This is a genomic window from Streptomyces sp. NBC_00461, assembly GCF_036013935.1.
Classification (GTDB): Bacteria; Actinomycetota; Actinomycetes; order Streptomycetales; family Streptomycetaceae; genus Streptomyces.
The window spans coordinates 5206602-5230253 of the sequence record NZ_CP107902.1 but is presented as its reverse complement, the minus strand read 5'-3'; the positions used below and the strand labels follow the sequence as shown (position 1 = coordinate 5230253).

General features: G+C 69.3%; 26 protein-coding genes and 2 pseudogenes. 18 read left to right on the top strand and 10 right to left on the bottom strand.

Going from position 1 to position 23652, the window contains the following annotated elements:
* Positions 1-118: 118 nt before the first annotated feature.
* The 4 genes from OG870_RS24500 (at position 119) to OG870_RS24485 (ending at position 3214) form a co-directional block, all read left to right on the top strand.
* Entirely contained in the window at positions 119-994 is an 876-nt protein-coding gene (locus tag OG870_RS24500; RefSeq protein WP_266839241.1) for an ABC transporter substrate-binding protein, read from the top strand.
* A gap of 31 nt (positions 995-1025) precedes the next feature.
* A complete protein-coding gene (locus tag OG870_RS24495) occupies positions 1026-1871 on the top strand; it encodes an amino acid ABC transporter permease (RefSeq protein WP_266518328.1) in 846 nt (281 codons plus the stop codon).
* 85 nt (positions 1872-1956) lie between these two features.
* A complete protein-coding gene (locus OG870_RS24490) occupies positions 1957-2724 on the top strand; it encodes an amino acid ABC transporter ATP-binding protein (RefSeq protein ID WP_323178439.1) in 768 nt (255 codons plus the stop codon).
* Between the two features lie 166 nt (positions 2725-2890).
* Positions 2891-3214, top strand: coding sequence for a hypothetical protein (locus tag OG870_RS24485; RefSeq protein ID WP_266582912.1), 324 nt, complete (start codon positions 2891-2893; stop codon positions 3212-3214).
* Positions 3215-3224: 10 nt separating this feature from the next.
* Here the strand turns inward: OG870_RS24485 and OG870_RS24480 are convergent.
* Positions 3225-3827: pseudogene (locus OG870_RS24480) on the bottom strand (FAD-binding oxidoreductase); the annotation flags it as partial.
* A gap of 545 nt (positions 3828-4372) precedes the next feature.
* Here OG870_RS24480 and OG870_RS24475 point away from each other — a divergent pair.
* The 5 genes from OG870_RS24475 (at position 4373) to OG870_RS24455 (ending at position 7455) form a co-directional block, all read left to right on the top strand.
* A complete protein-coding gene (locus OG870_RS24475; protein WP_266518316.1) occupies positions 4373-4576 on the top strand; it encodes a cold-shock protein in 204 nt (67 codons plus the stop codon).
* 229 nt (positions 4577-4805) lie between these two features.
* Positions 4806-6272 (top strand): DEAD/DEAH box helicase, encoded by a 1467-nt coding sequence (locus OG870_RS24470; protein WP_327691434.1) that lies wholly within the window; start codon positions 4806-4808, stop codon positions 6270-6272.
* Positions 6273-6524: 252 nt separating this feature from the next.
* Positions 6525-6875, top strand: a complete 351-nt coding sequence (locus OG870_RS24465) for a helix-turn-helix domain-containing protein (RefSeq protein WP_266518309.1) — start codon at positions 6525-6527, stop codon at positions 6873-6875.
* Positions 6876-6960: 85 nt separating this feature from the next.
* Positions 6961-7182 (top strand): CarD family transcriptional regulator, encoded by a 222-nt coding sequence (locus OG870_RS24460; protein ID WP_266518301.1) that lies wholly within the window; start codon positions 6961-6963, stop codon positions 7180-7182.
* A gap of 126 nt (positions 7183-7308) precedes the next feature.
* Positions 7309-7455 carry a hypothetical protein gene (locus OG870_RS24455; RefSeq protein WP_266582916.1) on the top strand — a complete coding sequence of 49 codons (147 nt, stop codon included), beginning with the start codon at positions 7309-7311 and terminating at the stop codon, positions 7453-7455.
* A gap of 46 nt (positions 7456-7501) precedes the next feature.
* Here the strand turns inward: OG870_RS24455 and OG870_RS24450 are convergent, their stop codons facing one another.
* The 4 genes from OG870_RS24450 to OG870_RS24435 form a co-directional block, all read right to left on the bottom strand.
* Positions 7502-8005, bottom strand: a complete 504-nt coding sequence (locus OG870_RS24450; protein ID WP_266582918.1) for a GtrA family protein — start codon at positions 8003-8005, stop codon at positions 7502-7504.
* A gap of 12 nt (positions 8006-8017) precedes the next feature.
* Positions 8018-8686, bottom strand: a complete 669-nt coding sequence (locus tag OG870_RS24445) for a DUF4097 family beta strand repeat-containing protein (RefSeq protein WP_327691433.1) — start codon at positions 8684-8686, stop codon at positions 8018-8020.
* A 198-nt stretch (positions 8687-8884) separates the two neighbouring features.
* The gene (locus OG870_RS24440; RefSeq protein WP_327692331.1) at positions 8885-10252 is read right to left on the bottom strand and encodes a phosphatase PAP2 family protein; all 1368 of its coding nucleotides are present in this window, start codon (positions 10250-10252) and stop codon (positions 8885-8887) included.
* A gap of 247 nt (positions 10253-10499) precedes the next feature.
* On the bottom strand, positions 10500-11240 hold the full coding sequence (locus tag OG870_RS24435; protein ID WP_266518290.1) for a DUF4232 domain-containing protein: 741 nt from the start codon (positions 11238-11240) through the stop codon (positions 10500-10502).
* Positions 11241-11427: 187 nt separating this feature from the next.
* Here OG870_RS24435 and OG870_RS24430 point away from each other — a divergent pair, with 187 nt between their 5' ends.
* The 7 genes from OG870_RS24430 (at position 11428) to OG870_RS24400 (ending at position 18055) form a co-directional block, all read left to right on the top strand.
* Positions 11428-12744: a helix-turn-helix domain-containing protein gene (locus tag OG870_RS24430; RefSeq protein WP_266582920.1), complete on the top strand. Its 1317-nt coding sequence runs from the start codon at positions 11428-11430 to the stop codon at positions 12742-12744.
* Between the two features lie 187 nt (positions 12745-12931).
* Positions 12932-14284 carry a S53 family peptidase gene (locus OG870_RS24425; protein WP_266839248.1) on the top strand — a complete coding sequence of 451 codons (1353 nt, stop codon included), beginning with the start codon at positions 12932-12934 and terminating at the stop codon, positions 14282-14284.
* A gap of 246 nt (positions 14285-14530) precedes the next feature.
* A complete protein-coding gene (locus OG870_RS24420) occupies positions 14531-15043 on the top strand; it encodes a hypothetical protein (protein WP_266839250.1) in 513 nt (170 codons plus the stop codon).
* 281 nt (positions 15044-15324) lie between these two features.
* Positions 15325-15528, top strand: a complete 204-nt coding sequence (locus OG870_RS24415) for a cold-shock protein (protein WP_007383480.1) — start codon at positions 15325-15327, stop codon at positions 15526-15528.
* Between the two features lie 169 nt (positions 15529-15697).
* Positions 15698-17164 (top strand): DEAD/DEAH box helicase, encoded by a 1467-nt coding sequence (locus OG870_RS24410; RefSeq protein ID WP_266839252.1) that lies wholly within the window; start codon positions 15698-15700, stop codon positions 17162-17164.
* Positions 17165-17341: 177 nt separating this feature from the next.
* The gene (locus tag OG870_RS24405; protein WP_266520475.1) at positions 17342-17677 is read left to right on the top strand and encodes a hypothetical protein; all 336 of its coding nucleotides are present in this window, start codon (positions 17342-17344) and stop codon (positions 17675-17677) included.
* A 66-nt stretch (positions 17678-17743) separates the two neighbouring features.
* Positions 17744-18055 (top strand): SCO5918 family protein, encoded by a 312-nt coding sequence (locus OG870_RS24400; protein WP_266518270.1) that lies wholly within the window; start codon positions 17744-17746, stop codon positions 18053-18055.
* 26 nt (positions 18056-18081) lie between these two features.
* Here OG870_RS24400 and OG870_RS24395 read toward each other — a convergent pair.
* A pseudogene (locus OG870_RS24395) lies at positions 18082-18258 on the bottom strand (SDR family NAD(P)-dependent oxidoreductase); the annotation flags it as partial.
* An 85-nt stretch (positions 18259-18343) separates the two neighbouring features.
* Between OG870_RS24395 and OG870_RS24390 the strand changes: the two are divergent.
* Complete coding sequence (locus OG870_RS24390; RefSeq protein ID WP_266839255.1) at positions 18344-18946, top strand: TetR/AcrR family transcriptional regulator; 603 nt, start codon at positions 18344-18346, stop codon at positions 18944-18946.
* Positions 18947-18956: 10 nt separating this feature from the next.
* On the opposite strand, the gene OG870_RS24385 is transcribed toward OG870_RS24390, so the two are convergent.
* The 4 genes from OG870_RS24385 to OG870_RS24370 form a co-directional block, all read right to left on the bottom strand.
* Positions 18957-19517: a CGNR zinc finger domain-containing protein gene (locus OG870_RS24385; RefSeq protein ID WP_266518265.1), complete on the bottom strand. Its 561-nt coding sequence runs from the start codon at positions 19515-19517 to the stop codon at positions 18957-18959.
* Between the two features lie 44 nt (positions 19518-19561).
* Positions 19562-19834, bottom strand: coding sequence for a hypothetical protein (locus OG870_RS24380; RefSeq protein ID WP_266842308.1), 273 nt, complete (start codon positions 19832-19834; stop codon positions 19562-19564).
* A 93-nt stretch (positions 19835-19927) separates the two neighbouring features.
* Positions 19928-20995 (bottom strand): alpha/beta fold hydrolase, encoded by a 1068-nt coding sequence (locus OG870_RS24375; protein WP_266839257.1) that lies wholly within the window; start codon positions 20993-20995, stop codon positions 19928-19930.
* Positions 20996-21349: 354 nt separating this feature from the next.
* Positions 21350-22633, bottom strand: a complete 1284-nt coding sequence (locus OG870_RS24370; protein ID WP_405626828.1) for a COG1470 family protein — start codon at positions 22631-22633, stop codon at positions 21350-21352.
* 251 nt (positions 22634-22884) lie between these two features.
* Between OG870_RS24370 and OG870_RS24365 the strand changes: the two genes are divergently transcribed.
* Positions 22885-23550, top strand: a complete 666-nt coding sequence (locus tag OG870_RS24365) for a helix-turn-helix transcriptional regulator (protein ID WP_266582928.1) — start codon at positions 22885-22887, stop codon at positions 23548-23550.
* The last annotated feature ends 102 nt before the right edge of the window (positions 23551-23652 follow it).

Here is a 23652-nt window from a genome sequence, read left to right as displayed (position 1 = left end):
GGACTTCTTGACAGTCCAAGAGCGGCGGGCCTAGCTTCCCCTCATAGTCAACGTTATCGACTATGACATTGACTTACATCGTCGCGCAACAGCGCGAACTCTCAAGGGAGTTCTGAAAATGGCCAGGTCGCTCTGCTTCTCCCGTCGTTCGGTGTCCGTGCTGACGGGTGCCACCGCCGCGGCCGCCATGGCCCTCACCGGATGCTCCGGGAACTCCGGCGGCACCGACGCAGCCGCCCCGGCGAAGGCGTCGGTCAGGCTGCCCGCGGGCGCGCTCGTCAAGAGCGGTCAGATCACCTACTGCTCGGACATCAGCGCGCCGCCGCTGACGTACTACGACGTCGCCCAGAAGCCGGTCGGAGCCGAGGTCGAACTCGGGAACGCGCTGGCCGCCGAGCTCGGAGTCAAGGCCAACTGGGCCAACACCAGCTTCAACGGAATCATCCCGGCGCTGCAGGCCAAGCAGTGCGACGCGATCATCAGCCAGCTCTACATCAAGCCGGAGCGGGAGAAGGCCGTCGACTTCGTCCCGTACATGTACGCCTCCAACACGCTCGTCGTGGCCAAGAAGAACGCCGGGACCATCAAGAGCGCGGACGACCTGTGCGGCAAGAAGGCGGCCGGGCAGACGGGCACCACCGTCGTCCAGTACCTCACCGACCAGTCCGCGAAGTGCACGGCGGCCGGGAAGGCCAAGATCGACATCCGGCAGTTCACCAAGGACAGCGACGCCCTCCAGCAACTGCGCCTCGGACTGGTGGACGCCTACGGCACGACGCTGGAGACCGCCGCGTACGTACTGAAGCAGCAGCCGGACGACTTCAGCCTGGCCGGCGAACCCTTCAACCGCATCAAGGTGGGAGCCGCGACCCGCAAGGACGACGCGTCCCTGCACGACGCGCTCGCCAAGGCGCTGGCCGCGGTGAGCAAGAGCGGCTCGTACGACTCGATCCTCAAGAAGTGGAACCTGACCGGCGACGACATCGCCGGCTGACCCCGCGGCACGCGCGCAGAGAGAAGACCACGTGACCCACGCAACCGTGCTCGCTGACACGGGGCAGCAGGGCGGCTTCGACTGGCCGTTCTTCTGGCACTACCTGTCCTCGCCCTCCGGGCCGTTCCTCGACGGACTCTGGCGCACCGTCTACATCTCGGTCCTCGCCCAACTGCTCGGTGTACTCCTCGGGTTCGCCATCGCCCTGGCCCAGCGCAGCCGCTTCGCCCCGCTGCGCTGGGGCGGCCGCACCTATGTCTGGCTGGTGCGCGGTACGCCCCTGCTCGTCCAGCTCGTCCTCGTCTACAACGGCCTCGCGGCAGCGGGCATCTACCGCTTCGGAGACGTCCAGTTGGGCGGGCTCGTCCTCCTCGGTGTCGTACAGGCGGCCATTCTGACGCTCGCCGTGAACGAGGGCGCCTACATGGCGGAGATCTTCCGCGCGGCCCTCGACGCCATCGATCCCGGGCAGGCGGAGGCGGCGCAGGCGCTGGGCATGACCCCGGGGATGACCATGCGGGTCGTGCTGCTGCCGCAGGCGATCCGGATCATCGTTCCGCCCCTGGGCAACGAGTTCAACCTGATGATGAAGTCGACCTCCCTCCTGTCGGTCATCGGGCTGCAGGAGATGTTCCTGACCGTGCAGTCGATCAACTCGGCGACCTTCAAGACCTTCGAGATCTTCCTCGTCGCCGCCTGCTACTACCTCGCGCTGACGACGGTGTGGTCGTTCGTCCAGCGGTTCATCGAGCGCAAACTCGCGGATCCGGGACAGGTGATCGCCGCGCCCTCGCTGCGGGAGCGGTTCACCGGAGGCGGCCCGGGCCGCACCGCCGGCCGCGAAAACGCCACGCTCGTCGGCAAGGAGGCCCACTGACATGGAACCGATCACGAGGCAGGCCGGGGCACCCGAGGGGCACGGGGCCGGTGCGCCCGCCGGGCCGGCCGACGCGTCGGCGGTGATGTCGGCACGCGGGGTGGTCAAGCGCTTCGGCGACGTCCGGGTGCTGAACGGCATCTCCATGGACGTCCGGGCCCGCGAGGTCGTGGTCATGGTGGGGCCGTCCGGATCCGGCAAGACCACGTTCCTGCGATGTCTCAACCACCTGGAACGCATCGACGAGGGCGAGATCCTCATCCACGGCCGCCCGGTCGGCTACCGGCCGCGGCCGTCCGCCTCCCAGCAGCCGGTGGAGGAGCGGCCGAAGGTGGTGGCCGAACGCCGCCGCAACATCGGTTTCGTCTTCCAGCGCTTCAACCTCTTCCCCCATCTGACCGCGCTCGACAACGTGGCCGTCGCGCCGACGAAGGTCCTCGGCATGCCGAAAGCCGAGGCCAGGGAGCAGGCGCGGGCGCTCCTGGCGAGGGTGGGCCTCGAACACAAGGCGTCGTCGCGGCCGTCGGCACTGTCCGGCGGCCAGCAGCAGCGCGTCGCCATCGCCCGCGCCCTCGCCATGAAGCCGGAGCTGATGCTCTTCGACGAACCGACGAGCGCCCTCGACCCCGAGATGGTCGGCGAGGTCATCGCCGTGATGAAGGAACTCGTCGACGACGGCATGACGATGATCGTCGTCACGCACGAGATGGGTTTCGCGCGCTCGGCCGCGGACCGGCTGGTCATGTTCGACCAGGGCGCCGTCCTGGAGGAAGGCCCCCCTGAGCAGGTCATGACCGACCCCGCCCACGAACGCACACGGGCCTTCCTGCGCCGGATCCACGAAGGCGGCTGAGCACTCGCGGGCGCATGGTGCGTCGGTGCGTCGGTGCTGGGATTTCGTATGGTTTCGGTGTGTTTAACGCACTTGTAGACCATTTGCTGTGAATATCTCAGCACCAGCACCAGCACCAGCACCAGCACCAGCACCAGCACCAGCGTCCGAGTGAAGCGGAGCCGTTATGTCTGTGATCATGACGTTCAAGGTCGCCGGCGACCCCAAGGGGGTGGAGCAGTTCGCCTCGGCCAACGCGGAGAAGATGCAGGCCGTCCTCGAAGCGGCGAGGCGTCACGGCCTCATCGCGCACCGCTTCTACGGCTCCGACGACGGCGGCAGCCTGATGGTGCTCGACGAGTGGCCCGACCGGCAGAGCTTCGAGTCGTTCTTCCAGGAGCAGGGGGCCGAGATCAGGCCGATGCTCGAAGCCGCAGGAGTATCAGGGCCGGTCGAGCCGTCGTTCTGGAGCGAACTCACGACACACGACGCCTACGGCTGGGGCGCCTGATCCCGGTCCTCGCGGTGGCGGTGGCCGGGCAGCATTTCCTGGTGCCGTCGTAGGTGAGGATCTCCAGGCGGCGCACGTTGTCCACGGTCTTGCCGTACGCCTGGGCCGATGCCCCGCACGAGTTGTTGCCGATCATGCCGCCGAGCGAGCAGTGGCTGTGCGTGGACGGCTTGGGCCCGAACTGCAGGCGGTGATCGGACAGTTGCCGGTTGAGCTCGTCCAGGACGATCCCCGGCTCCACCACACAGGTGCGCGCGTCGGCGTCCACCGACAGCAGGGCGTGGCAGTACTTGGTCCAGTCGATGACCACCGCCGTGTTGGTCGTCTGCCCCGCCAGACTGGTGCCGCCTCCCCTGGACAGCACGGGAGCCCTGAACCGCGCGCACACCTCCACCGCCCGCACGGCGGCGTCCACACCGCGCGGGACGACCACGCCGATGGGCACCTGACGGTAGTTGGACCCGTCCGTGGCATACGCTCCCCTGCTGCCCGCGTCGAAACGGACCTCGCCATCGACCGCGTCGCGAAGCGCGGCCTCCAGAGCGACCGCGTCGACCGTCGTCTCCGATCCGGCAGCCGGGCCGCGCGCGCCGTGTCGTGATGTACGAGCCATCGCATGCACCTTCAGGGTCGAGGACCGGGCTCCCAGGAGAGCCTCCGGCCGACGAGTACCCGCCGTCGCACTGTGCAAGGGAAGCATTCGGGGCCGATCCGCCCGTCTGTCGCGTTCCCGGATCCGTGCGGCGACGCCGTGCCGATCACGATGACCTCCTCGCGGGAGATGTGACCTTCGTCGCGGGAGGGGCGCCTCGGGGGGTTCACCGTCGTGCCGCCCACTGAAGACGGTGGCGGCGGCACAGCCCCCGTCGGAGGAGGCCACAGGGCTGTGGGTGGACGCGCACGACAGCGAAGGTCCCGCCCACGGAGAGCAATATCTGCGCTCGCTGAATGAGAATTAGGTGCGGGGCACCACGAGTATTCCCCGACCGTTCACCAGGGCGGAATTATCGACCGTGCAGGGCCGATCGCACCGTGCTACTGTCGATGTCAGTTGCAGGTGTGGTTGCCAGAAGGTTCATTTCCGACGGGTTAATCATCACGGCGACACGGAATTCACACAGGGTGAATTCCTGACTCCGCCTCCGAAGGAGAAATGACATGGCTACTGGCACCGTGAAGTGGTTCAACGCCGAAAAGGGCTTCGGCTTCATCGAGCAGGACGGCGGCGGCCCCGACGTCTTCGCCCACTACTCGAACATCGCCGCCTCCGGCTTCCGCGAGCTGCAGGAAGGCCAGAAGGTGTCCTTCGACATCGCGCAGGGCCAGAAGGGCCCGACGGCCGAGAACATCGTTCCGGCCTGACACCAGCGCTGACAGATACTTCGCAGCTGGGGCCCGCACCTCTGGGGTGCGGGCCCCAGCTCGCTGCTTTTCAGGGCGAGCGACGGGAAGACTCCGCCGCACGACCGACCGGTGACGCATTCCCCGTCGGTCCGACCCGGCCCACATCGACTCTGGCTCGTCTCGAGATTCTCTGCGCCGCTCCGTGCTGCGGGAATTCCTTGGTGCGTGCCATCAAGGAAGGCTTCGCATGAATCGTGCCCGCACATCCCGTACATATGACCGCTCCGGTGGTCCGCGCCGTTCCAAGAGCTTCGGAAGTCGACAGGCCCGCCCGGCCCCGCAGGGCGAGTTCGCACTGCCGAAGACGATCACGCCCGCGCTGCCGCCCGCCGAGGCGTTCGCCGATCTCGACATGCCCGCGCGGCTGTTGGCCACGCTCGGCCGCGAAGGCGTGACCGCGCCGTTCCCGATCCAGGCGGCGACCCTGCCGAACTCGCTGGCCGGTCGTGACGTACTCGGCCGTGGCCGCACCGGCTCGGGCAAGACCCTCGCCTTCGGCCTCGCCCTGCTGGCCCGTACGGCGGGGCGTCGTGCCGAGCCGCGGCAGCCGCTCGCCCTCGTTCTCGTCCCCACCCGCGAGCTCGCACAGCAGGTCACCGACGCGCTCAAGCCGTACGCCGGTTCCGTGAGCCTGCGGCTGGCCACGGTCGTCGGCGGAATGTCCATCGGCAGACAGGCCGGTGCGCTGCGCGCCGGGGCCGAGGTGGTCGTCGCGACGCCCGGGCGGCTCAAGGACCTCATCGACCGGGGCGACTGCCGGCTGGACGACGTCGACATCACGGTCCTCGACGAGGCCGACCAGATGGCCGACATGGGCTTCATGCCCCAGGTCACCGCCCTGCTCGACCAGGTGCGTCCCGACGGTCAGCGGATGCTCTTCTCGGCCACCCTGGACCGCAACGTCGACCGGTTGGTCCGCCGCTACCTGTCGGACCCGGTGGTCCACTCCGTCGACCCGTCCGCGGGCGCGGTCACCACGATGGAGCACCACGTCCTCCATGTGCACGACGCGGACAAGCACCGGACGACCACCGAGATCGCGGCCCGGGACGGCCGGGTGATCATGTTCCTCGACACCAAGCACGCGGTGGACCGCCTGACCAAGCACCTGCTGGGCAGCGGTGTCCGCGCCGCGGCCCTGCACGGCGGCAAGTCCCAGCCACAGCGCACCCGGACCCTGGCCCAGTTCAAGAGCGGGCACGTGACGGTGCTGGTCGCGACCAACGTCGCGGCGCGCGGCATCCACGTCGACAACCTCGACCTGGTCGTCAATGTGGATCCGCCCACCGACCACAAGGACTACCTCCACCGCGGCGGCCGTACGGCCCGTGCCGGCGAATCCGGCAGCGTCGTCACCCTGGTGACCCCTGATCAGCGTCGCGGCATGAGCCGGCTGATGGCCACGGCCGGCATCACCCCCCAGGTGGCCCAGGTGCGTTCGGGCGAGGCGGAGCTGAGCCGCATCACAGGCGCCCAGGCCCCTTCCGGCGTCCCGGTCGTCATCACCGCGCCGGCCGCGGAACGTCCCCGAGGCGCGGGTTCGTCGTCCCAGAGCCGTCGAGGCCGCCGGGGCCACGCAGGCCAGGGCCGGCCCGCCGGCGAAGCAGCCCGCCGCAGGCCACAGCGGCGGACCGGCTCCAACTCGGCCGCCTAGAGCCCCAGGCGGAAAGCCGCCATCCATGACCCGGTGAGGGCCCTGCCGACGCGCGTCGGCAGGGCCCTCACTGTCGTAAGCCCGATTCCCGAGCATCAATATCTACTTTTGCCAGAGCAGATATTGCACTCCGTGACGATAAGCCTTCTTCTCGTTGATAGAGTCGAGCGAGACCGCGGTACCCGTTCTCCGAGTGGTTGGTTCGGGAAGGACGGCGGACCGGTCACGCGACGCGTTGCACAACGAGGTGACATGGCAGCACATACTCCGCTCAGCGGTCGTCTGGATGACGACGACTACCCCGCGTACACCATGGGTCGGGCCGCCGAAATGCTCGGCACCACCCCTGGTTTCCTCCGAGCCATCGGCGAGGCTCGACTGATCACTCCGCTGCGCTCGGAGGGCGGACATCGCCGTTACTCGCGCTACCAGTTGCGGATCGCCGCTCGCGCCCGCGAGCTCGTCGACAGGGGAACCCCCGTCGAGGCCGCGTGCCGCATCGTCATCCTTGAGGACCAGCTCGAGGAAGCCCAGCGCATCAACGCCGAGTACCGCCGTGCCGCGAAAGAGGCGTCCGACCCGTCCGGTCCCGGTTCGAGCTGATCACCTGGGCTCGGGTGGGCCGGTCATGGACGAGTGAGACGAGCGAGCGGAAGACCCGGTTGGACGTAGGCGCATACTGGGGGCAATGACAAGGCACGCTGCACCGAAGCGCCATCTGCCCACCAGCCCCTTCAAGGCGCCGGTCGCACCCACCCCCAAGCACTTCGCGGTGGGCGACCAGGTCACCCACGACATGCACGGCCTCGGCCGGGTCCTCGGCATCGAGGACGGAATCGCGGTGCTCGTGGATTTCGGCTCGGCCAGGATGCGGATCTTGAGTCCGTACACCAAAATGACCAAGCTGTAGAACCGCTGTGCCCGGTCACGGCACGCCAGGCCCCTTCGGGGACCTGTAACGAAAGGCAGACCCCTCATCGACCCCACCTCGCTGTTCTCCGCTCCGCAGGAGCAGCCCCGCTCCTCCGCCACGGCCTTGCCGCCGCCGACCACGAGCCCCTTCCAGGCCCCCGACTTCGGGGAGCACGAGGAGTACGAGGAGTACGAGGACGAGAGCGCGCTGCCCGAGGAAACACAGGCCCCCGCCCCGCGCAGGCGAGCGGCACGCCCCAAGGCGGCTTAGCAGTCCGACAGTCCGGCAGCCGGACTCCCGGGGACAGCACCGCCCGCTATGCCGCCAGCAGGACGGGCGGGGCCGTGGTCCCCTGGGGTTCCGGAGGACGTGCGGTCCTGGCGCGGCCGGTGGCGAAGACGTAGAGGCGCAGGATGACGAAGCGGCCGGTGCCGGCAAGCCCGGAGGCGCCGAGGTAGACGATCTGCTCGGTCGGTCTGCCGGGTGAGGCCTGTACCAGATGCAGGACGAACACCGCGACGCCGGTCACCGCGTAGGCGGCGGTGGCCGAGCCCGCGGACTGCCAGTGCTCCCGCCATCCGGCGCCACGCCCCCTGCCGAACGTGTAGCGGGCGTGGAGTTCGGTGCACAGCACGGTGGAGGCGGCGGTGATGATCGCGTTCGAGACCGCCCAGGGCATGATCGTGACCAGGAGCGGTATCGCGAAACTGGAGAGGACTCCGACGCCGCCTCCGAAGATCACGAACCGCGCGAAGGAGGCGACGGGGCCGGGGCCGGCCGGAGTCGCCATCCCGGGTCTGTGTGCCGGCAGCGACGTCATGAGAGTCCTCCTTCAGAGGCTGCGGGCCGTGATGTCGCCGTAGGCGGTGGTGGCGTGAATGGTCAGGTCGGCGGCGCCCTCGGTGTTCCTGAGCGCGTTGTGGATGCGGCCGTAGGCGGTGCCGGCGTCCAGTGAGGCGGAGACTCCGCTGGCGGCACCGACCTGGATCCCGCCGTGCTCGGTGCGCAGGGTGACCGTGCCACGTACGGCTTCGGTGATGTGGAGATCGCCCTTCTGGGTGCTGACCTCGGCGGGGCCGCCCAGGCGGCCGACCGTCACGTCGCCGGCTTGGAGAGTGAGGCGGGCGCTCTCCGTCTCGTCGAGCTTGACCGAGCCCTGCGCGCCCTCGAAGACGACGCCGCCGAGCCGTCCGACGCCCCGGAGTTCGGCGAGGGCCGCCTTGGCCTCGATGCGGGAGCCGGCGGGCAGCTGGACGGTGACCTCGACGGATCCCGAGTTGCCGAGGATCCGGTTCTTCGCGGCCGGGGCCTCGATCCGCAGGACGCCTTCGCCGTAAGCGACCTCGATCTGCTCCGCCGCCTTCACGTCGCGGCTCTTGGAGGCGTCCGCGGGCAGGACCTCGACCGTGGTGTCGGCCCGGTCGGCGGCGATGAACCGGATGCGTCCCGCGGGGATGTCGAGGACAGTGGCGATCGGGGCGGGGGTGTCGAACTTCTGCATGGCGAGCTCCTCCGGTACGTCGTTTCTGACGATGGAAAAGCTACGTTGCGTTTACAGATTCGACAACGTTCTAGTTGCGTTCAATTCCCATTTATGCAGGTCATTGGCGTCAGATTGTTGCAATGGCGGCGCACTTAACGCAACACTCCACCCCGCTTCTATTGCAATGGGTTGGAGTGAAGGCTATGCGGTGCGGTTTCAGCCGCTGGTGGAGGAGCTGGGGGACGGCGACGGGGACGGCGAGGGCGCCGGCAGGGGCACAGGTGCTGGTGCTGGTGCGGGGGTCGGCTGCCGCAGGGTGGTCTGCCGTACGAAGCCGTGGATCACGGAGGCCATCGCCACTAGGAGAAGCGGTCCGAAAACCCACGGATGGCGGGCCATCTCCATCGACAGGTAGCGATAGGACAGCAACATCGCCACGAACACCGTCGCGCCGTGAGCGACCAGCTGGATTGCCGAACGGTCCCAGCCGCGGTCAAGCGCCTGCAGGGCCGTCTCGATCGTGAGCGCGAAGACCACGCCGGCGACCAGATCCGCGCCGTAGTGGAAGCCGAACCCCAGCGTTGCGGCGAGCGTGGCGACCAGCCAGACCGTGCCGGCCCAGCGCAGAAACCGCGGGCCCTTCCTGGAGTGAACGAAGATCGTGGTGGCCCACGCCGTGTGCAGGCTGGGCATGCAGTTGCGCGGGGTGATCTGGTCGAACGGCATCCCCTGCGGTGCACGGATCGGCGGCACCACGTCCGGCCACAGGTTGGCCACCGCCCACTGCCCGGTGGGCTGCGTGGGGAGCCACAGATGGGCCGCAGCCCAGTGCGCGTTCCCGGCGCCGTAGGCGTAGATCGGCCCGACCACCGGAAAGATCATGTAGATGGCCGGCCCGAGGAGGCCGATCACCAGAAAGGTGCGCACCAGATGGTGGCCGGGGAAGCGGCGCTCGACCGCCACACGACGCAGCTGGTACAGCGCGACGACGACCGCGGCCACCGGAAGCTGGCCGTAGACGAAGTTGAGGACATGGGCGCCGATCGGGCCGGTGGCCGTGAGAGCCCGGCCCACCAGCCACGACGGATTGCCCAGCGCATGGTCGGCGTTCTCCATGTACTGGTCGAGCACCATCGGGCGGGACTTCGACGTGATCAGGAGCCAGGTGTCGCCGGTCTTGCGGCCGGCTATCAGCAGCAGGCTCAGCCCAACGCCCTTCAGCAGCAGGACACGTTCGCGACCGGTGCGGCGCGTGACGGCTATGACCGCACAGCCGCAGATCACCCACAAGGCGCCGTTTCCGAAGGGATGGCCGCCGGTCATCCTGGCGCCGACCACCCACCGCACCAGCAGGATGGCGGCGTCGATACCGATCGCGGCACCGATCGCGACGAAGCGTTCCCGCCGGGTGAGCACCACCATCATCAACGCCAGACCGGCATACAGCACAAAGCCCGACTTGGGCGGGAATATCAGCTCCCGCACCTGAGTGGTCATCGGTCCCGGCAGGCCGTAGTGGCGCGCGACGATCTCCAACGCGACAAGGAATCCAAGGGCCACAGCACCCGCCGCGACCCAGCGTATCGCCGGTGACCTGCCCCGTTCAGAGCCCGCAGTTCTGCACTTTGTTCGCGAGAAAAACCGCGACGCTATAGGTGTCAATTGTGTGGCCGATTTTCAGGACGTTGATGGAATGGAGGTGCTCATCGCGGTAAATGGCATGGTTCCCGGTGAAGAGTGGACGATGGGTGACGTTCATCGCGAGTTCGAACATGCTAGCGGAGCGCTGCGGGCGCGGGGAGTTCGCCGGTCAATGGTGCTTCTGCGAGCCTCACCAGTTGACGGCGTCGTCCATCGACTGCTGCCAGTACGTCACCTTGAGCGAGTCGTCGACGTAGGCGCCCTTCGCGGGCAGCGACGGGTGGGCTCCCGCACCGACGCTCTCGTTGCCGGAGCGGCCGTGGAAGTAGACGGTCAGGGACTTCACGGTGTGGCCGTTCGAGCCGCTGCCGTCGGTGGCGGACAGGCTCACGGACGCATACCCGGACTCGCCCGGCTTCAGGGTGACGACGGCCTGCGGCTGCGACTCCTCGATGACCGGAGGCACGGCCTGGGCCTCGCCGAATCGGACGGCCGGGTAGCCGTAGAGGAAGCAGGTCCTGCTGCCGGTGTTGGTCACCGTGAGCAGCATGTGGTTCACGGGGCGGGTCAACGGGGCCGCGACCGTCTTGGTGTTGGACCCCTCGCAGGTGACCGGCTTGCCGGAGGAGACGGGCGGCTTCGGAGCGGAGGTGTGCGCGGTGGACTTCGAGCCGGCGCCGGGCTGGGCGTCGGAGGAGCCCGAGGCATTCGAGGAACCCGAGGAGTTCGAGGACGAAGGGGAGCCGGAACCAGAGCCGGAACCGGAGCTCGGCGAAGGGGCACCGGACGAGGGGCTCGTGGAGGTGGTCGCCGCGTTGCCCTCGTCGTGGGCGCCTGTTCCGTCGTTGCACGCGGTCAGGGAGAGCGCGGCGAGAACGGTGGTCGCCGCGGCGGCGGCGAGACGGGTGCGGGAGATGCGGTGGCTGGACACGTGGTCGTACCCCTTCGGCGTTCGGGTGGCGGTGGTGATTGGATGACCGAAGCTTGTGACGTGATCCGTCCCAACTGCCACACATGGCGGGCAGTTGGGGACGCTGGAACGCCGAAACGCCCTCTGACCAGGGCGAAAGCAGTGGTCCTGGAACGCGCCACTGGAATACGGGGGATGAGGGGAACGGGTGTCAGGGGCGACGGAGGCCGGGCAGGCGGAGGCGTTCGCGCAGCTGCTGCGGGAGCTCAAGGACCGCTCGGGACTGAGCTACGGGGCGCTTGCCAAACGTCTGCACATGAGTACGTCGACGGTGCACCGCTATTGCAACGGCACCGCGGTGCCGGTCGAGTACGCACCCGTGGAGCGCCTCGCCAGGGTCTGCCGGGCGACGCCGCAGGAGCTCGTGGAGCTGCACCGGCGCTGGATCCTGGCGGACGCGGCACGCGGGTACCGGGCGGATCAGGTCGCGGCGGAGGGCGAGGAAAAGCACGAGGACGGAGGCAAGGACGAGGCCGAGAGCGGTGAGCCGGTTGTCGTCGGCATGCCGGGCGAGCCCGCGCCGCCGCTTCGTACGCCTTGGCTCCGTCGTACCCCCATGCTCCGCCGCCGCCGTACCGCGTTGATCGCCTCCCTCGCGGTGGTCGCCGCGCTGGGAGCCGTCGTGTTCGCCCTGCGCCCGACGGGCGCCGGGGACACCGGGGACACCACGCAGGCGCCGATCACCGGCACCCCCGAGACCGGCGAGAGCGGCAAGGCCGGAAAGCCCTCCGCCACACCGTCTCCCGGCGGGAGCGGGAGCGGTCGCAAGCCGTCCGCATCGGCCTCCAACTCCCCTGCCGCGACCGCCGGTTCCGGGGGCGCCGACGGGCGGGGCGGGGCCCGGACCACCGACGACAGCGTCGGCGGCGCCGTCCCGCTCACTGTCGGCACCCGTCCCTACGTATACGAGGATCCGTGCAGCCAGCACTTCCTCGTCGACAGCGAACCCGAGCAGGTCGGCCCGCCGGCGAGCGAGCAGGACGCTCCGCGCTGGGCCGCCGCGTACGGGGCGGTGTCCTCGGGCGGGCAGCGGGTCGCCCTCACGGTCCAGGGCACCGGCGAGGACACCGTCGTCCTGGAGGCGTTGCACGTACGCGTCCTGACCAAGGGCGCGCCCCTCGCCTGGAACGACTACTCGATGGGTGTCGGCTGCGGTGGCGGCGTCGGCACCAAGTCGTTCGACATCGGCCTCGACAGCGGCAGCCCCACGGTCACCGTCAAGAACGGCCAGCGCGACTTCCCGTACAAGGTCAGCGAGTCCGACCCGGAGGTCTTCTACGTCAACGCCCACACCACGGCGCACGACGTCCGCTGGGACCTCACCCTGGACTGGTCCAGCGGCACCCGCCACGGCACGGTCCGCATCGACAACAACGGCACCCCGTTCCGTACGAGCGCCGACGCGGGCCGCCCGGGTTACGACTACCCGCTGGGCGGCGGCGAGTGGATCAAACGGGGGAGCTGACCGCCAATCGGGAAAGTTGACGGTCAATCGGGAAAGTCACAGCCAATCAGGAGGTAAAGGGTTCGGCATCGTCCATTCAACGGTCTTGAACTGTGCATGACTCCTTCGATGAGATGCGCGAAGACCACTTCGGGATCACTTCGTGAGACCGAGACCACTTCGTGAGACTCCGAATCCAGGGGGATTCATGCACATAGCCCGAATCGGGCTGGGCGTCGCGGCTGCCACGTCCGCCGCCGCCCTCGCGGTCACCGCACAGGGGACCGCCGCGCCCGCCGCCGTACCGCACACCCTGGCGGTACCGGCCGTCGCCGGGCACAACCTGGCGCACGGGGTGAGCAGCCCGCTGAACAGCGAGCAGTGCCAGGCCAAGTGGCACATCAACTGCTACAACCCGCTCCAGTACCGCAAGGCGTACGACCTGAACGCCCTTTACCGCAAGGGCGTCACGGGCAAGGGCCGCACCATCGTCATCGTCGACTCGTACGGCTCCCCGACCGTGCAGCACGATCTCGACGTCTACAGCAGGCAGTTCGGCCTGCCCAGCACCAAGGTGAAGGTGGTCAAGTGGGGGCACGTGCCCGCCTTCGACCCCAAGAACAGTGACATGACCGGCTGGGCCGGCGAGACGACCCTGGACGTCGAGCTGGCGCACGCGGTGGCACCCGCCGCCAAGATCGTCCTGGTGGAGACGGCGGTCTCCGAGACCGAGGGCACCACCGGTCTGCCGGAGATGATGGACGCCGAGAAGCACCTGATCGACCAGAACGTCGGCGACGTCATCAGCCAGAGCTTCGGCGCCACGGAGAACACCTTCCCCGGCTTCGACAAGGGCGACTTCTCCAGCATCAAGAAGCTGCGGTACGCCTTCCAGGACGCCGACCGCAAGCACGTCACCGTCCTCGCGGCCTCCGGTGACGGCGGCGCGACCGACCTCAAGCTGGACGGCAAGACGTACTACGACAAGCGCGTCAACTCCTGGCCCTCCGCGGACCCGCTGGTCACCTCGATCGGCGGCACCCAGCTCCACCTGAACGACAAGGGCGACCGCCTCAAGCCGGACAGCGTCTACAACGACTACGGCTCCGGTGGTGGCGGCCAGTCCCACGTCTTCACCCGCCCGTCCTTCCAGGACGGCGTGAAGAACGTCGTCGGCACCCGCCGCGGCACCCCGGACATCTCGATGACCGCCGCGGTCAACGGCGGCGCGTGGACCTACGAAAGCTACGACCCGACCGCCGTCGGCTGGGGCGTCACCGGCGGCACCAGCGAGGCCACCCCGATCTTCGCGGGCATCGTCGCGCTCGCCGACCAGGTGGCCGGCCACCGGGTGGGCAACATCCAGAAGGCCATGTACAGCCTCTACGCCCACAACGCCAAGGCCAACGGCGTCGTCGACGTCAACGACGGCACCGACAACAGCTACGAAGGCGTCACCGGCTACAAGGCCGTGAACGGCTACGACCTCGCCACCGGCGTCGGCACCATCGACGCCCTGCGCTTCGTCCCGGCCCTCGCGAGGGCGAGCCACCACGGCTGACACGCCTGACGCGTCTGACGCCACGTGGACGGCCCGGGTCTCGCACCCGGGCCGTCCGCGCGCTCTTCGAGGCCCTGTCCGCTTGCACAGAGGCTCTACCCGCTTGCACAGGTGAAGACCGTGTGCCGACGAGCCGTGATCCGTCGCGTTGGTCCGGGCCTCGCTGCGTAACCTGGGTGATGTTCCTGGCCGACAGCCTTGCGGGGCAGGCCAGTTCATCCGAGCGAACTCGAAGGATCGGCGAACATGCCCTCGAAGAACAGCTGTCTCACGCTCGCTTCCGTGGCCGTCCTCGTGGTGCTCTCCGGTCCGGCCACGACGGGCCCCGCCCTGGCGGCCACCCAGCCGACGGTCGCGGCAGCGTCCACGTCTTCGCAGGTGCACGCATCCGCCGTACCGACCGGCTTCGTGGACCTGGCGGCAAGGCCCCTGCCGGCCGACGGCGAGCGGCACGAGTTCCCGGTCACCTACCGCAACGACGCGGCAGCGGACCGCACGGTCGCCCCGCAGCTCCTGGTGGTGTCGCCGGACGCGGGACCGTTCCTGGCGCCGTCGGACATCACGCTGGAGCGCCGCACGGCGGACGGCCGCTGGGAAGCCGTCCGGGTCGGCACCCAGACCGGCACGCTGTTCACCGACCTCTCGGCCGCCCGGCGCGTCCTGCACGCGGGCGAGACCCTGACCGAGGTCTACCGCCTCACCGTCGTCGGCCCGCAGGCCACGGGCACGGTGCAGCCGCGGGTGGCCCTCTTCGGCTGAGCCGCCGCGGGGACGGCCGCCCGCCGACCGGGGACTGGCCGACACGACAGGCGCCACGCAAAAAATCCTGGGGCGTTCGGCTCGACCTGTGATACCGTGATAAAAGTTGCAGTTTTGGTTACCAGAGACATCAGAAATCGGGTGCTCAACCGACTTGCGTCGACGAGCACCTTTTCTTGTTTCCGGAGCTTTCCGGATTTTTCCGGAGGGGCGATCATCGCGGCGACTCCGGGGCCTGCAAGGTGCGGACTCCGGTTAACTGCCCCAAAGGGAGATTCAATATGGCATCTGGCACCGTGAAGTGGTTCAACGCGGAAAAGGGTTTTGGCTTCATCGAGCAGGACGGTGGCGGCGCTGACGTGTTCGCCCACTACTCGAACATCGCCACCTCCGGCTTCCGTGAGCTTCAGGAGGGCCAGAAGGTTACCTTCGACGTCACGCAGGGTCAGAAGGGCCCGCAGGCCGAGAACATCGTTCCTGCCTGACGCCGACGCGTCGCGTTCTATGTGATCGGGGCCCGCACCCAGGGTGCGGGCCCCGATTCATTGCTTTCTCCCGTCGACCCACGGCAGGCTCATTCTTGCGAATCCCGGTACGGCCCCCGGCCGCTCTGCGGGACTTCCTCGATACGTGCCGCATCGAGGAAGGTCCTGCATGAACCGCACCGGCCGCACCACCGACGGCTCCTCACACCTGCCCCGGCAGAAACCGGCGCGCCGAAGCGCCCGGTCCCGTCCGGCCGAGACCGGGCGGAGCGGTCGTAAGAACAACCGCCCGGCCGCGCCCCGCGAGGAGTTCGCGCCGCCGGTCACCGTCACCCCTGCGCTGCCGGCCGTCGAGGCGTTCGCCGACCTCGACCTGCCCGAGCCGCTGCTGGCCGCCCTGCGCACCGAGGGCGTGGCCGTGCCCTTCCCCATCCAGGGAGCGACGCTGCCCAACTCGCTGGCCGGCCGGGACGTCCTGGGCCGCGGGCGTACCGGTTCGGGCAAGACACTCGCCTTCGGCCTCGCCCTGCTGGCCCGTATCGCGGACCAACGGGCCGAGCCCCGGCGGCCGTTGGCACTCGTCCTCGTGCCCACCCGGGAACTGGCCCAGCAGGTCACCGACGCCCTCACCCCCTATGCCCGGGCGCTGCGCCTGCGGCTGGCGACCGTGGTCGGCGGTCTGTCGATCGGCCGCCAGGCGAGCGCGCTCCGTGGCGGAGCCGAGGTCGTCGTAGCGACACCGGGACGGCTCAAGGACCTCATCGTCCGGGGCGACTGCCAGCTGGACCAGGTCTCCGTCACCGTCCTCGACGAGGCCGACCAGATGGCCGACATGGGCTTCCTGCCGCAGGTCACCGCCCTGCTCGACCTGGTGCGTCCCGACGGTCAGCGGCTGCTGTTCTCGGCCACCCTGGACCGTAACGTCGACCGGCTGGTGCGGAACTACCTGCACGACCCCGTCGTCCACTCCGTCGACCCCGCCGCGGGCGCGGTCACCACGATGGACCACCACGTGCTGCACGTCGAGGACGAGGACAAGCACGCCACCGCGACCGAGATCGCCGCCCGCGACGGCCGGGTGATCATGTTCCTCGACACCAAGCACGCGGCGGACCGGCTGGCCAAGAAGCTGCTGGCGGTCGGGGTGCGCGCGGCGTCCCTGCACGGCGGCAAGTCCCAGTCGCAGCGCAACCGGACCCTGGCCCAGTTCAAGGACGGCCATGTCACGGCCCTGATCGCCACCAACGTCGCGGCCCGCGGCATCCATGTCGACGACCTCGACCTCGTCGTCAACTTCGACCCGCCGGGTGACCACAAGGACTATCTGCACCGCGGCGGCCGTACCGCCCGCGCCGGTGCGTCCGGCACCGTCGTCACCCTGGTCCTGCCCCACCAGCGCCGCGAGATGGCCCGGCTGCTGGTCGACGCCGGCATAACCGCGCGGACCACCCGAACCCGATCGGGCGAGGCCGAGCTGAGCCGTATCACGGGAGCCAGGACTCCTTCCGGGACGCCCGTGGTGGTCACCGTCCCGGTCGCCGATCCGCCGGCGCGCCCCCGGTCCGCCGGTCGCGGGCGGGACGGACGGCCCGTCCGGAGCGGCCGTCGCAGGTTCCCGCCGAGCTCGAAGGCGTAGCGCCAGTCGTCGTTCGGATGAACCAGTCGGCCGAGCCGGCTGGTTCAGCCATCCCGTCGTCATGCATGCCCCGACGCACACTTGTTCGCTGAGGAGAAGCCATTGGCGCCCGACCGAACGCTGTCTCCCCCTCCGGCCGTCGACACCGACGGCACCCGCCTGACCGCCGGTGACGCCATGGGCGCTCCCGGGCTGCAGGTCGACGACCACATGGCGGTCGACGTCGCACTGTCCGTTCTCGACGGCGCCCGCGTCGCCCATCTGCTGCTCCGGGACGAGGACGGCCGCTGCGGGGGCCTGGTCACCCGGGCCCAGCTCGCCGCCCACCACGGTGGCTCGTGGTACCACGACCGGACCCGGCTGCGGGACATCCCGTACGACCGGGGGCCGTTCACCTCGTCCGCGGCAACGCTCGGCGACGCGGAGGCCGCCATGCGGGTACGGACGCTGGACGTGTCCCCCGTGATCGACGAGCACGGCTACGCCCTGGGCGTCCTCGCTCTCCTTTCCTGAACCGACTGACCGCCCGCACCGCGTCGGTCCGCTCCGGCGTTTCCCTCTCAACCCCGTGGAGGCAACATGCGCTGCGTCATCGCCCGTTTTCCCTTCGACTTCACCAAGTTCGAGGTGGAGCACTCGATGGAGGGCATCAAGCCCGAAGCCGTCACGGGAGTGTCCGTGACCATCGGCCGCCGCACCTTCCCCGTCATGCAGGTCGGCGAGATCATCACCAGGCAGAACCGTCGCGACTTCACCGTGGGCGAGGTGCGCAGGGCACTGACCCGGCTCGGCTTCACCTGTCATGACGCCCCGCCCGCCCCTCCTGCCGCGCCCGCCTCGCCCGCAGATCAGCCCGCGCCGTGGCAGGTGACGGGCGTCAACTGGGACTGAGCCGCAGCCGCGCGGCGCGCTCGGCGCTCCCCTTTCCCGCCCGAGGCGCGGATCCCCTCGACGACCTGCGTTCCCCGTTCCCGGCTGCGCCCGGACACGATGACGTGGGCCCCCTCGGCAGCGAAGGCCTCGGCGATGGCCTGCCCGATGTTGCTGGTCGACCCCGTGACCAATGCCGTCTTGTGCTGAAGCCGTTGACTCATGACGTCTCTCCCGGTCTGTCTCGCGGTGTGCGGACCACTCTGCGTCGCGGAAAATGGACCAGCAAGTCCAGAACGAGGAGGCCGGATGTCCGACGCACTGACCGCGAAGGGCCGCGCCACGCGGGCCCGTATCGTCAAAGGGGCGGCCGAGGTGCTGCGTGAGCAGGGGGTCGCCTTCGCCACGCTCGACGACATTCGCAGCCGGACCGGCACGAGCAAGAGCCAGCTGTTCCACTACTTCCCGGGCGGCAAGGACGAACTGCTGCTGGCGGTGGCCCGGTTCGAGGCGGACCGCGTCCTGGAGGACCAGCAGCCCCACCTGGGGCGGCTGGACTCGTGGGAGTCCTGGCAGCAGTGGCGGGACGTGGTGGTGGAACGCTATGAACGCCAGGGCGATCACTGCCCGTTGGGGTCGCTGTTCCTTCAGGTGGGGCGGTCGCGCCCGGGCGCACGGGCGATCGTGACGGAGCTGATGAGCCAGTGGCAGGAGCAGCTCGCCCGCGGCATGCGCGCCCTGCGGGCAAACGGCCTGGTGTCGCCGGCTCTCGATGTGGACCGGACGGCCGCCGCACTGCTGGCGGGCATCCAGGGAGGCGTGGCGATCATGATGTCCACGGGCGACTCGACCCACCTCAGGGCGGCGCTCGACACCGGCATCGACCACCTGCGCGCGACGGCGGTCGCATAGGACGGGCAGGTCAGCGGGTCGCCGCGGGCGCGGACTTCTTGCGGGCGCGGTAGGCGGCCGCCTTGATCTTGTTGCCGCAGGACTCCATCCCGCACCACTGCCGGCGCGTGCCCCGCGAACGGTCGATGTAGGTGCGGGTGCACTCGGGGTTGCCGCACTCCCTGAGCAGGGGCACGTCCGGCCCGCTCAGCAACTCGACGGCATGGCGCGCCACCATGGAGAGGGCTTCCTCCGGCGTCGCCTGCGTCCATCGCCCCGACGGGGTGAGCTGCGGCACCGCGGACGGCATGCGTGCCGCGTTGTTCACGACGGTCAGCGCCGCCCCGTCGCACTCCTCGCCGAGCCGCCGGGCGGTGACCAGCCGGTACACGGCTTCCCTTACGGTCGTCGCCTGCTCGACGTCGGCCTCCTGAACGGGGGAGACCGCGTCGACGAGGCCGGACTCCACATACCATGCGTTCAGCCTGTCCGGCGTCGCGAACATCTCGAAGCGGACCGTACGGCGCGCTCGGAGTGTGGCGGCGAAGTCCAGCGCCGGGTTTCCGCAGACGAAGACATGATCGAGGTTCACGTCACCATCCTGACAGGTGATGCCGGTATGCGACAAGGGCCGCGTCAGAGGCCCAGGTCGAGCGCGAGGCAGGAGAAGGACTTCCACGAGCCCTCGGGGTCGTAGGCGTACCGGGTCGGGTCGCTCGACCCGGCCGCCCTCTCCTCGACCATCTCCTCATAGCGAATACGCTCGGGCAACTTGCCGAACCTCGCCCGCCGCACGGCAGTGGCAGCCGCAGTGGCGGTGACGGTGGTGGTGTCGGTGGTGGTGTCGGTGGTGGTGGTGCTGGTGGTGGTGCTGGTGCTGGTGCTGGTGCTGGTGCTGGTGCTTTTCATGGTCGAGCTCCGTTCGGTGGTCGGATTCGCCTTGCATGAATCAGCTGTCGATCACATGGCGATCACCTGTCGGGACGGTGACCGAAGGTTTCGTCAGAAGTGGTCCACGTCCACGACCGCCTGCGCGAAGGCCGTCGGCGCCTCCTGGGGCAGGTTGTGGCCGATGCCGGTCAGGGTGCGGTGCTCGTACTTGCCCGTGAACCTGTCGCGGTAGGTGGAGCCGTTGCCCGGTGCCGTGAAGGGGTCGCGCTCGGGGTCGAGGGTGATGGTCGGCACGTCGATGTACGGGCGGGCGGCGAGCCGCTTCTCCAGACCGTCGTAGCGAGGCTCGCCGTCGGCGAGGCTCAGCCGCCAGCGGTAGTTGTGGATGACGACGGCCGCGTAGTCCGGGTTCTCGAAGGCGGCCGCGGTGCGCTCGAAGGTGGCGTCGTCGAAGTCCCACGTCGGGGAGACGGTGTCCCAGACGAACCGGGTCAGGTCGTGGCGCAGTTTCGGGGCCTCCATGGCCTGCCGGCCGCGCTCGGTGGCGAAGTAGTACTGGTACCACCAGGTGTGCTCCGCTTGCGGTGCGATCGGTGAGAGCTGGGCCTCGCGGTTGGTGATCAGGTATCCGCTCACCGACACGAGGGCCTTGCAGCGCTCGGGCCACAGCGCGGCGACGATGTCCGCGGTGCGCGAGCCCCAGTCGAAGCCGGCCAGCACCGCCTTCTCGATCTTCAGGGCGTCCATCAGGGCGATGACGTCCAGGGCGATCGCCGACTGCTGGGCGTTGCGGAACGTCCGGTCGGAGAGGAAGCGCGTCGTGCCGTGGCCGCGCAGGTACGGGACGATCACCCGGCACCCCTGCTCCGCCAGCAGCGGGGCGACATCGACGTAACTGTGGATGTCGTACGGCCAGCCGTGCAGGCAGATGACCGCCGGGCCGTGGGCCGGGCCCAGTTCGGCGTAGCCGACGTCCAGCAGGCCGGCCCTGATCTGCTTCAGCCGCGGGAAGCCGGTGCGTCCGCCGGACGCGGTCGCGGGGTCGGCCGTGGGGGCTGCCGCGGGGACGGCCATGGGGAGGGTCTGCGCCGCGGACGCGCTCTGCAGGCCGGCCACCGAAAGGGCGGCGGCGCCTGTTCCCACTCCCAGGGCCTTGCCGAAGCCACGCCTGTCGATCATGCGAATCCTCCACTTGTCCCCGCGGCACCGGCTGGTGCGATGACTGACTCTCACACGGAAGGGCGTCACCAGTCAAGACGGTGACGATTATTTGAAAACGACCGCCCACCCTTTTTGATCCGGATGCGAACGCACCCTTCAACACCCCTTTGACCGGTGACGGCGACGAGGCGGCAAAAAACCCCGGGTCCATGGGACCCGGGGCTGACTCATGCGCTCCGCCCCGCCAGGCGGCGGGCCGAGGTTTTCAGACCGGTGTTGACGTTTTCCGGACGGATCCGGTCGCGTGAGATCGAACTCTTTGCATAGGACACCTTTGCCGATCAACAATGGCCCGGAAGTGGAGAGTTCGATTCATTGCTTGGTGCTGCGGAGCACACCGCTCACGTTCAGGACCTCGTGGCAGCCCTTCGCCCGACGGCCGGTGGCCGGCGTGCCCGGCTTGTTGCAGGTCACCTCGATGGACACGGCATCGCCCTCGGGGATCTTGATGGGGGTCACCCAGTGGTAGTCCTGGTTACGGAAGGTCTCCATGGCGATCGTGGTGATCTTGCGATCGCCGAAGGAGATCGTCAACAGCCCTTCGTCGCCTTGGAAGTTGGCGACGACGATGTCCGTCACTTCGAAGACACTGTCCTTCGGCACCGTGTAGGTGCCGGGCTTGGTCTCGCCGCTCGCCGACTGCACGTCGATGGTCTGCGAGCTCTGCTGACCGCCGCCGGCGGTGCCGCCACCACCCGTGCCGCCGCCGTCGCCGCCCGCTCCGGCCGAACCGCCCGACCCCTGGCCGCCGGGAGTGGCCGAACCGGCGCCGCCGGAACCACTGTTGCCCGGAGTCTGCTGTCCGGCGGGCGTGGGACGTGCCTGGACCGCCTCGTCGGCCGCGTCCTTGGCGGCACTGCGCACCGCGGGCCTGACCAGCAGGAACCAGGCGATCAGCAGCGCGAGGAGCGCGGCGAGCAGTGCGAGGAGCCACTTGGGGAAGATCGGAATCTGGACGAACTCGGCGTCCAGCGGCGTCCGTACGGCGTTCTCGTACGGGCTGGGCTCCTCCTGCTCGCCGTCCTCGGCCGTGTCCACGGTGAACGGCCAGACCACCGGGGCGCCGAACCACACCGGCTTGCCGGTGCGGACGCGCAGCCCGATCTCCGCCGACTCGCCGGGCTCCAGCTTCGGCTTCGCCGGGGTGAAGGCGAACGCCAGCTCCTCGCCCGCCTGGCCGGGGGTGAAGCCCACCTGCACCGGGGTGTTGCCCTGGTTCTGGACGGCCAGCCGGTAGCGGCCGCGCAGCCAGCCGCGCCGACGGCGCGGGGCCAGTTCGGTGCGCAGCTCGTGGAACTCCTGGATGTGCACGGTCGTTTCGAGGACCCGCACGGTCTCGGGGTGCTCGGTCGGCAGGACCCGCACGCCGAGCGGCAGCTCGCCGGCCCGTATCTCGTGCGAACGCGGCGGCTCCAGACGGAGCGTCACCGTTTCGGAGGTGCTGGGATAGAGCGAGACCCGCGCGGGTTCCACGGTGGTCCAGGGTGCGCAGTCCCCGACGACCTCCAGGCTGTACGCCTCGACGATGTCGCTGTCGTTGCGGACGGTCAGAGTCGTCGTGGCGGTGTCCCCAGGCGCCACCGTCACGGCCGGGATGTCGAGGCCGGGCGCACCGGGACCGGAAGAGGCTGCGGAAGGCGTCACGCCACCACCGTAGAAACACACCCGGGGACGCCGCGAGGCACGCGAGGGCAAGATCCGGGCAGCCATGATGCCCGTACAGCCACCGGCAACTCCCTTGTAACCGCGGGCCGTTAGTGTCGCGCGTCGCCTCCCGCGCACCGCCTGTGGTGTCTCCACGCCCCTGCGCCCCACCCCCCACGAACCCATGGAACAGGTACCCCCCGATGCCCAGTGCAAGTGCACAGGAGAAGAACTCGCCCGGACGTAAGAGCCGGGTGACCGTGACCGTGTACGCCGCCGACCCGGTCCTGCGCGTCGGTATCGTCCACCAGCTGCGCCAGCGCCCCGAGGTCGAACTGCTCGACGAGGGTGACGCGGAGCAGGCCCATGTGTCGCTCGTGGTCGTGGACACCGTCGACGAAGACGTGGCCGCCCTGCTGGACCGGCTGCGGATCAACACCGTCACCCGCACCGGCCTGGTGGTCGGCACGCTCGGCTCCGGCGGACTGCAGCGCGTCATCGAGTGCGGTGTGGCGGCGGTGCTGCGGCGTTCCGAGGCCGACCACGACCAACTGCTGAACCTGGTCCTGGCGGTGGCCAACGGCGAGGGTGTGCTCCCGGGCGATCTGCTGGGCAAGCTGCTGAGCCATGTGGGCAGCCTCCAGCGCTCGGCGCTCGACCCGCGGGGCCTGTCCCTGTCCACGCTGACCACGCGTGAGGCGGACATGCTGCGCCTGGTGTCGGAGGGCCTGGACACCGCGGAGATCGCCCGCAAGACCGCGTACTCGGAACGGACCGTCAAGAACGTCCTGCACGAGATCATCACCCGGCTCCAACTGCGCAACCGGGCCCACGCGGTGGGCTACGCGCTGCGCAACGGCCTTATATGACACCGGCATTGCCCGAAAGCGCACCGCGCGCTTCCCCCGGGTACGGCCCCGCCGCCCTGCCGCGCCGCGCACGGCCGGTACAGGGTGGCGGGGGCGGTCCGG